Raw genomic sequence first — 10,331 nt, 5'->3', positions numbered from 1 at the left:
GTTTATTTTTTTCATTAAAACTTATAGTAATCTGCTGTTCAAATTCATTGAAATGATGTTCTAATAGATTATTTAGATAAGTATAGACAGATACCTTATTTTCCCCTATTACTTGAACTATACGGTTTAACTTCTTATGGAACTCTGGGCGAATATAGACCGTTTTACCATCTTTTGCTTTAGTAGATACTTCTTTTAAAAAAGTATCTACATAATTCTCTATACTCTTAGTCGTTTGTACTTGAGCTGATTCTCTTAATTGATTAAGTTTTCCCATTATAAAATAGGTTTAAATTTGTCATTAAAATATTGGGTAATTTCAGAGTTATACTGCTGTAGGTGTTGCTTTAAGATATTGTCTAAATAAGAGTAAAGCGTTGTTTTTTCTTCTTTAGCTAGTTGCGTTATACGAAGTAATACTTCGTGATACTCAGGTCGGATATAAACAACCTTTCCTGCTCTTGTTGATGGAAATTCATTAAGTAGAAAAAGCTCTTGGTATTTAGCAGTTACTACTTCTTTCTTAGGTTTCTTCTCTTTGACTTTTGTCGCTTCTTCTTGGATTAGAGGTTCTTCTTTTTCTTCTACGATAGGTTTAACTTGTTCTACAGACTTAACTTCTATATCACCACTCATGATATTCATAAGATAGTCTTCATCGACTAATTCATTTTGACTGTTTTTTTTTGATGGTTGGTTTACTGTTCCCATATTGTACATTTTTAAAGGTTTACATTTTACATTATGGATAGTTGTAAGCTTTAACTTGTCGAAAAATTTACTCTTGTAAGTTTTTACACCAAGATTATTTTAAAACAGTTTTAAAGCGCTAATTAAAAGACAATTGCAAAACTTACTTTACTATCTTACAGCAAAGGAAATATATATACAGTTTGAAAACTTTAAATGGAGTTTTAAGGTTACACTTGGCTCTTTAGTGTCAAATAGTAAGTGATTTCTTAATATGAAATCACTGTAGATTTTACTTTGTAAAATAGGTGGATTTAGTAATCGAAAGATCACAGCAAGTTATGTTTTGAGGCACTCGAAACTACGTTTGTGCCATCAAAACGACTTGCTCTTGCAGAGAGCTAGAAAACTACTCCGAAGTCGATAGTTTTTTGATTAAAATAGAGCCTTAACTCAAAATATTGAGAGGTTTACGGATTTCCGTAATATAATTAAGAGAAGTTTTAATATGTTTGAAGATAAAAACAATTCCGTTTAATTATTTAATATATAAAATAAGTTAATATTTGATTTAAAAAAAACTAAATGTATTAGAGTTATGTTATCTTAAATATTCATGTAAGTAGGTTTTACGAAGCTATGTTGTTTTTTTAAAAAAGAATGTTACTGTATAATTAAAGAAAGACAAAAAAGAACAATGAGATTATTAAAAATAAAATTTGAACACTGTTATGGTATAAAAAAACTTGAAGAAGATTTTGACTTTTCTTCTAAAAAAGTTTTCTCTTTATATGCACCAAATGGCACAATGAAGACAAGTTTTGCGAAAACATTCAAAGACTTTAGTTTGGGGAAAGAAACAAAAGATAACATCTTTACAGAACAAGTTACAATAAGAGAAATAAAAGATGAAACAAATACCGTTTTAAACTCTAATCAAATATTTGTAATTGAACCTTATGTAGAAAATTATAGATCTGAACAAGCTTCAACCCTTTTAGTTAATCAAACATTAAAAGATCGATATGAAGAAATACTTAAACAAATAGATAAAGAAAAAACAACGTTAATTACAAAGTTAAAACAACTTTCAGGATTAACAGGCAGAGTTATAACTGTCGAATCTGAACTTTCTAAAATATTTGACAACAAATCTTTCTTTGAAATTTTATTATCATTAGAAAACCTTATTTCTGAACGTACAGATCACCCATATTCATCAATAATATATTCAAAAATTTATGACGATAAAGTACTTAGTTTTTTAAATACAAAAGACTTTAAACGTCAGATTAAAGATTATATTGAAAGATATGATACTTTAATAGAATCATCTAAATATCTTCAGAAAGGATTTAATCACTCTAATGCTTCTGATATTCAAAAATCATTAAAAAGTAACGGTTTTTTTAAGGCAAATCATTCTGTCAATCTTTTTAATGGGACTAATAATGATATAATAACTTCTGAAAATGATTTTCAAGAACTGATTAAGAAGGAACTTGACTCGGTTCTTAATGATGAAGAGATACAAAAAAAATTTAATGAAATTGACAATAAATTATCAAATACTCAATTAAAAGAATTTCGAGAATATCTTTTTGAAAATAAAAGTATATTAAATAATTTAGTTGATCTTGATAATTTCAAAAAAGAAATTTGGTATTCATATTTTATTGAACAAAAAGTATTAGTAAATGAATTACTCGAAGAATATAAAAAAGGAAAAGAAGAAATAGAACAAATCATTGAAGTTGCAAAATCGGAACAAACAGAGTGGAAAAACGTAATTGAAATTTTTAATAAAAGATTTTCTGTTCCTTTTCAATTAAAGTTAATCAATCAAGATGATGTAATTTTAAAAAGTGAATCACCTAACCTCACTTTTATTTTTAATGATAAATTACAAAATAAATCAAAAGATGTTGATGAATTGGCTTTATTAAGCGTGTTGAGTCAAGGAGAACGCAGAGCGTTTTATTTACTAAATATAATTTTTGAAGTTCGTGCAAGAAAAAAATCAAGACAAGAAACTGTGTTTATTGTTGATGATATAGCAGATTCTTTTGATTACAAAAACAAATACGCAATTGTTGAGTATCTTAAAGAAATATCTGAAGAACCATTTTTTTTCCAAATAATACTTACTCACAATTTTGACTTTCATAGAACAATATGCAGTCGTTTAGATATGTCAAGAAAACATAAATTAAACACAATAAAAACAGCAAGTGGAATTACATTGGTTAAAGAAAAATATCAGGGCAACCCTTTTCTATATTGGAAAGAAAATTTAGATAGTGACCAAGCTATGCTTTTAGCATCGATACCGTTTGTCCGAAATCTAACAGAATATTCTGGAAATAATGCTGATTTTCTTAGCTTAACATCATTACTACACTTTAAAAGTGATACTATAACAATAAAAGTATCGGACATTGAAACAATTTTCAAACGGAATTTAGTTGACAAAACAACATTGTCATTACCTAATCAAAGTAAATTAGTAATTAACCTAATATACGAAACTGCCGATACTATATATGAAGATACAAATGAAATAGTTGAACTAGAAAATAAAATTGTGTTAGCTATGGCTATAAGGTTAAAATCGGAAGATTATATGATTAGACAAATTAATGACCATACTTTTTGGAACTCAATTACTAAAAATCAAACTTATGAACTAACTAAAAAATTCAGAAATGAATTTCCTTCAAAATTAGATGAAATAATTTTATTAGAACAAATCAACTTAATGACACCTGAAAATATACACCTTAATTCATTTATGTACGAACCAATTTTAGATATGTCAAATGACCACTTAAAGAAGTTGTATAATAATACTAAAACAATATTAATCTAAAATATGCCAAGCTGATATTATGTTTTTTTTGTCAATAGTTAATTTAGGAAAATATTAAAATTTTATTTTCAATCTCCATCACAGCTAAAAGCCTAGCTACGTTTAACATAATTATAAACTAAACTACACATGAAATTTGAAGTAATAGTAAATGATTTTTTTGAAAATCTTAAACAAGACATGACCTTAACCCAGACTAATAATAAGAGAGTTGTTGGAATTTTAAATGATTATGAGGATGGTAATTGGCGATATGACAAATTTCAAAAATTTATTTGGGATAATATTAAAGAGACTGCTTTAAGTCACAGTGAAAGAAAAGCTCTTCTTTCTGATGGTGAAAGTTCTATACTTATGGAATCAGCAAAAAAACTACGTCTTGTTGAAGCTACTGACGCAATTGGCAGAGGAAGTGAAATTGCAGAAATTGTTTTATACGGCATAATGAAGTATCATTATAAAGCATTACCTATCGTTCCTAAAATATTTTATAAACAAAATAAAAAAGATGAAGCTAAAGGTTCTGATAGTGTTCACATTGTAATTGAATCTCCTGTATCTTTTTCACTTTGGTTTGGTGAATCAAAATTTTATAATAGCATTGAAAATGCAAGATTAGATACAATTGTTGAATCTGTAAAAGATTCACTTAGTTTAGAGAAAATAAAAAAGGAAAATAGTATTATAACTAATCTAAGTGATATAAATGATTTTGATGAAATTAACGATTCCCTACGAGAATCTATAAAAAAGAGTCTTTCTCAAGATATTTCAATTGATAATATAAAACCTTTATTAAATATTCCTATTTTACTTTTATACGAATGTGAAGAAACTAAAAACGAAACTATATATTCTGATAATTATAAACAAAAAATGATTGAATATCATAAAGAGAGAGCAACAGAATATTTTAAAAAGCAAATACATAAATGCACTGACATCCATTTATATGAAGAAATAAAGTTTCATATTGTTTTATTCCCTATAGCCGATAAGAAAACAATTGTAGACAAATTTATTCAAATAGCACAAGTTTATAGAGATTAATATGATTGAATATATATTTGAAAACTGTCAAGTTATAAATAACTTACTTGTTCAAGAACAAGAAAACCAAGCAAGACAAGAATTAATTAAATTATTAGATTTCCACAAAAAAAATAATTTACCTTATACCCCATTGGTTAATCATCTAATCAGAGAAACGGGTCTATTTCCTTATTTAGAACCAGAGACATCAGATTGGCAAGAACGCTTTATATTTAATGCTTTCAAAGTCGATGTTGGTGAAAATAAACCATTAACACTACATAGGGAACAATCTTTTTTACTTAAAAGTCTATTAAGTGGGAAAAACATTGCTGTAAGTGCTCCAACAAGCTTTGGTAAAAGCTTTGTAATAGATGCATATATAAAGATTAAAAAACCAAAAAATGTTTTAATCATCGTTCCTACAATAGCATTAACTGACGAAACGAGAAGACGTCTATATAAAAAATTTGCCCATGAATATAAAATTATCACAACCTCGGATGTTGAGCTTAGTGATAAAAACATTTTTATTTTTCCTCAAGAAAGAGCTATCAATTACATTAATGTCGTAGATCAATTTGATATAATAATTGTAGATGAATTCTACAAAGCAAGTAGTACATTTGACAAAGAACGTTCACCTAGCTTAATAAGAGCAATGATAAAATTGGGAGCTAAATCGAAACAGAAATACTATTTGGCACCAAATATTACTTCTTTAGATAATAATCCTTTTACAGAAGATATGGAATTTATTAAATTAGATTTTAATACAGTATATCTTGAAAAACATGATTTATATAAAGAAATAAGTTCTAATGAAGAAAAGAGTGAAGCACTACTTAATATTTTAGAAAAAAATTATGGTAAAACACTAATTTACGCTGGAACATATTCCAATATAGATAGTTTAACCAATTTATTTTTAACAACGTATAAACCTACAAAAAATGAAAAACTAAATCAATTTTCAAATTGGTTATCTAAAAATTATGATTCAAATTGGAGTTTAACAAAACTAATAAATAGAAATATTGGAATACATAATGGAAGATTGCATAGATCTTTGAGTCAAATCCAAGTAAAATTATTTGAAGAAGAAAATGGTATTAATAATTTAATTTCGACTTCATCAATAATTGAAGGAGTAAATACATCTGCAGAAAATGTTATTATTTGGAGAAACAGGAAAGGTTCTGCAAAATTAGATGATTTCACTTATAAAAATATAATCGGACGAGGAGGAAGAATGTTTAAACATTTTATAGGTAAAATATATATATTAGAACAACCTCCGAAAGAAATACAAACACAATTGGACATTCCTTTTCCAGAGGAAATTCTTGGTGATTTAGATGAAAGTTCTTATCAAGGTTTATTAACAGATGAGCAAATTGCTAAACTTAAAGCTCATAATGACGAAATGTCAAACCTGATAGGTGCTAAAATATATTCTGAATTAAAAGGAGAATCAGCTTTTCAGTCAAGCAACTCCGAATTAATTAAATTAATCGCTGTTGATTTAGTACAGAACCCTGAAGAATGGAATGGTTTATTCTATTTAAATAAATTTGTTCCAAAAGATTGGGATAGATTATTGTATAAAATTATAAAACTTCAACCAGGAAATTGGGAAACATCATATTTTACATTTGTAGAGTTTATTAAAATACTTGCATATAATTGGAGTAAATCAATTCCCGAATTATTATCAGAATTAGAAGATTATGATATTGGAATAGATGATTTTTTCAAACTAGAAAGAAACGTTACATATAAATTCACGGCTCTTTTACAAGATATTAATTTATTACAAAAAAGAATATTAACTGATAAAAATTACGACATTTCAAGATTTATTACTTTATGCTCACATGCGTTTTTACCTAAAGTTGTTTATCAATTGGAAGAGTACGGATTACCAAGAATGATTTCAAAAAAAATACATCATTCTAACGTGATAAATTTCTATAATTCTGAATTAAATATTCATAATACAATACAAATATTTTCAGAAATTGGCGTTAACTATGTTTTAAATAATACAAAAGAACTAGACGAATTTGATAAATATATAATCACCTATTTTTATGATGGAATAAGAAAAAATAACGATGGTTCACTTTAACGTATGAATTCTATTAATTAACCTAAGTGGAGATTTGTATAATATAAACATACAGATTGACAACAGTCTCGTAGAAAAATGCTATTAGGCATTGGTGGAAATTATGGCTTGATTAGTTCCACTAAAAATAATTCTTAAAGTAATTTTGGTTCAAACTGTGCCACTTTGGAAAATTAATAACATCTATCTTATTATTTATAAAACGATAAGAGATGGCTATCGTAATCAAAAAATAGCCAATACACTTGATATTTCACCCAATACCATTAATACACAACCTATTTAGAGTGACCGCGATATGCATAAATAAGTATTTCATCTATACAAAATAAACAAAAAACTATTATAATTTAGTAAATCTACAGAACAAAAAATGCAATATAAAAGCCAATTAAAAATAATAGCAGTAAACATTCTTGAAGGGTGTGCTTCTCATATTAAGAAAAATTTAGATACTAAAAAACCTTATTTGTTTTTCAACGAATATAAACTACTTCCAATAGAAAAATCAGAAAAATTAAGAATTTTATTAAAGGATCACTCAACTTTAGATTCTGATTTTTTCAATATTAAAACAACTCAATTACCAACAATAAGTATTAATGCCATTGTCGGAAAAAATGGTAGTGGAAAAAGTGCATTAATTGACATTGTTTTACGACTAATTAATAACATTGCGCATAAAATATTATCGGATACTGTTGATGCGGACCTTATTCCAGTAAAAGGTGTTAACGCTCAGTTATATTTCTCCATTGGAAATGACTTTTATTTATTACAACAACAAGAGAAAAGCATTGTTCTATACCACTATGAGAATGATAAATGGATCAATCTTAAAGATGCTAAGAAAATTTTGAGTGAGCATTTTTTCTATACTGTTGTAATGAATTATTCATTACATGCATTCAATACGCGTGATTATGAAAAAGAATGGGATGAGGCTAACAAAGATTGTTGGCTTCGAGGTATTTTTCATAAAAACGATGGCTATCAAACACCTGTTGTATTAAATCCAATGAGAGATGAAGGAACGATAGATATTAAAAGAGAAAATGATTTAGCAATAGATAGGTTACTTTCTCTGTTTTTTAACGACAAAAAAGAAGAAAATGCCTTATTCACAGAAATAAATGATAAAAATATTGTCCATTCATTAAATCTAACTTTAAATAAAGAGAAAGTAGAAGCTAAATGGAAAAAAATAAAAAAAGAGTGGAGGGATGTAGGCAATTATACAGACGAATTATTTTTTGAAGATTTGAAAGATCAAATTATTAGTTTTTGGAAGAGTAAATATAAATTTAAGCAAACAAATAAAAACAACCAAGAATATGAAGTTGCTATATTATATCTTACATATAAAACAATAAAAGTAGCTCAATATAATGCATTTAATAATTTTGAAGCATTATCTTCTATGCGTGTGTTTAATAAAAATGAAAATAGAAATGAGATACTTAAAAATTTAATAGATGAAATTGACCAAGATAGAAGTCATATAACTTATAGAATTAGACAAACATTAGCCTTCTTGGAATTAAGACAATTTTCACAAAATCAGTATACTATTGAAGATTTTGCACAATCTATTCGAGAGATCATAGATAATGGGAAATGGAGATACATAGATTTAATTCCTCCTCATTGTTTTATTGTGGACATATTATTAAAAGAAAAAGATAGTAACAAAGAAGTTTACTCTTTCTCTAAACTCAGTTCAGGAGAGAAGCAATTGGTTTACACAGTAAGTACTATTCTTTATCACATAAGAAATTTAAATTCAATCAAAGGCAATCAAAGGCGATTAAAATACAACCACATAAATATCATTTTAGACGAAATTGAATTATATTTCCATCCTGAATTTCAGAGACAGTTTATTAATAATTTAATTCGTAGTATTCAAAATTTACAATTCAACATTGAAAGCGTAAATATTTTATTAGCAACTCATTCACCATTCATTTTGTCAGACATTCCTAAAAAAAATGTTCTATTTTTGGAATATGGAAAAACCATTGCTGACAAAATGCAAGAGGATACTTTTGGAGCAAACATTCACACGCTTTTGCAAAATGGCTTTTTCTTAAATGGTGTTCCAATTGGCGATTTTGCAAAACACAAAATCAACGAAATGTTTGCAAAACTTCATAAAGGCGAATGTACAGACAATTTATTTCATGAAATTCTTTTAGTTGGAGAACCGTTTATAAAAAGTCAATTACTGAAAAAATATAATGAATTAAAACCAGTTGAATATTCTGAGTTGAAAAATGAAGTTCGACAGTTGCGACAAGAGTTAAAAGAAATAAAAAATATTAGTAATGATAAAAATTGAAAGAAATAATTTGGCAGTCATTGCTGACGAATATTTTAAGGAACTGCAAAAGAAACGTTTTAATAAGAAGAGTAACAATGCTATACAAAACTATTGGGTAGAAAATAGAGAAAAAATTATTAAATCGGAAGCAAAAGATTTTATTAAGATCATCAATGATTTCAACGCTCTAGACCAAGCAGGATTTGATGCGTTTAAGGTTTATATGACAGGACAATATGAAGAATTGTTTTATAATCAAAAAACGGGAAAATGGTTAGCCGAACAACTTAAAGTAAATACCTGTCCATATTGTAATCGTCAATACATTTTTACAATACAAAAAGGTACAAAAAATATTCGCCCAGAATTTGATCATTTTTACCCAAAAGCTTCACACCCATATTTAGCTTTATCATTTTATAATTTAATACCAGCTTGCCCTACTTGTAATCATACAAAATCAAATGATACAATAGATCAAAATCCATATTTAGAAGGATTTGATGATGGTTTCAAATTTCGATTAAGAACTATTAATGGAAATGAAGAATCTTTGAATTGGGCATTAGAAAAAGATGTTGAAATTGCCTTTTCAGCCACAAATCAGAATATTGAAATTTTTGCTTTAAAAGAATTATATAATGAGCATCTTGACTATGTAAAAGAAATCATAGACAAAGCACAAGCATATAATCATAATTATTATGTTTCATTAATTGCCTCATACAAAGGGCTTGGTAAACAAGAAGCCGATATTGATCGATTTATTTGGGGAAATTATCTTGAAAATACAGAACACGAAAACCGACCTTTGTCGAAATTAACAAAAGACATATTACAACAATTAAAAATAAAATAGAATTGATTAAAAGAAAGTAAACGAAACGCGAAACATTTAGACAATTGATAGAGGCAAACAGTACATAAGATCCCTTGTCATTAATATTGTATTGATAAAATACGAGGTTTTAAAGATAAATTAAAAATTGTTCTTTTGTCACGAAATTAATTTACAAACAGTATATTTGATTCACGAATCGAACGATTCTAATCATAGTTTAAAACTTTCCGAATAAGGTGTGCACAACAATTCAAAAAAGTGAACATCCCGATTTATAAGACATACGAAGTAAAAGAGGCTAACCCTCTTTCTCCGCAAAGAAAACCGATAACGAAAGTTATCGGTTTTTTTCTTTTCCAAAAGATACGGAAAGCTCGCTTTCTGCGTATCTTTTGGAAAAGAAAAAAGCACAATACCGAGTGTAGCGAGGGATTGGTTTTATTTG

The 10,331-nt window shown here is 27.1% G+C and carries 7 protein-coding genes; 5 read left to right on the top strand and 2 right to left on the bottom strand.

From position 1 onward, the window contains the following. On the bottom strand, window positions 1-277 hold a 277-nt coding region (locus ACMHJ2_RS17445), incomplete at its 3' end, for a DUF3408 domain-containing protein (protein WP_413514138.1). Continuing rightward, window positions 277-711, bottom strand: coding sequence for a DUF3408 domain-containing protein (locus ACMHJ2_RS17440; RefSeq protein WP_413514137.1), 435 nt, complete (start codon window positions 709-711; stop codon window positions 277-279). The genes ACMHJ2_RS17440 and ACMHJ2_RS17445, both read right to left, overlap by 1 nt. A 676-nt stretch (window positions 712-1,387) precedes the next feature. On the opposite strand from ACMHJ2_RS17440, the gene ACMHJ2_RS17435 reads away from it, so the two are divergent. From ACMHJ2_RS17435 to ACMHJ2_RS17415, 5 genes are all read left to right on the top strand, one after another. Further along, entirely contained in the window at window positions 1,388-3,559 is a 2,172-nt protein-coding gene (locus ACMHJ2_RS17435) for a hypothetical protein (RefSeq protein ID WP_413514136.1), read from the top strand. Window positions 3,560-3,688: 129 nt separating this feature from the next. Next, the gene (locus ACMHJ2_RS17430) at window positions 3,689-4,609 is read left to right on the top strand and encodes a DUF1837 domain-containing protein (RefSeq protein WP_413514135.1); all 921 of its coding nucleotides are present in this window, start codon (window positions 3,689-3,691) and stop codon (window positions 4,607-4,609) included. Window position 4,610: 1 nt separating this feature from the next. Beyond that, window positions 4,611-6,722 carry a DEAD/DEAH box helicase gene (locus tag ACMHJ2_RS17425; protein ID WP_413514134.1) on the top strand — a complete coding sequence of 704 codons (2,112 nt, stop codon included), beginning with the start codon at window positions 4,611-4,613 and terminating at the stop codon, window positions 6,720-6,722. Between the two features lie 373 nt (window positions 6,723-7,095). Further along, a complete protein-coding gene (locus ACMHJ2_RS17420) occupies window positions 7,096-9,063 on the top strand; it encodes an AAA family ATPase (RefSeq protein WP_413514133.1) in 1,968 nt (655 codons plus the stop codon). After that, window positions 9,050-9,904, top strand: a complete 855-nt coding sequence (locus ACMHJ2_RS17415) for an HNH endonuclease (RefSeq protein ID WP_413514132.1) — start codon at window positions 9,050-9,052, stop codon at window positions 9,902-9,904. Before ACMHJ2_RS17420 ends, ACMHJ2_RS17415 begins: the two co-directional genes overlap by 14 nt. Window positions 9,905-10,331 lie beyond the last annotated feature (427 nt).

Origin of the sequence: Myroides odoratus (assembly GCF_965118575.1) — a bacterium.
Classification (GTDB): Bacteria; Bacteroidota; Bacteroidia; order Flavobacteriales; family Flavobacteriaceae; genus Flavobacterium; species Flavobacterium odoratum_B.
This window is presented reverse-complemented; position numbering and strand designations above follow the sequence as displayed.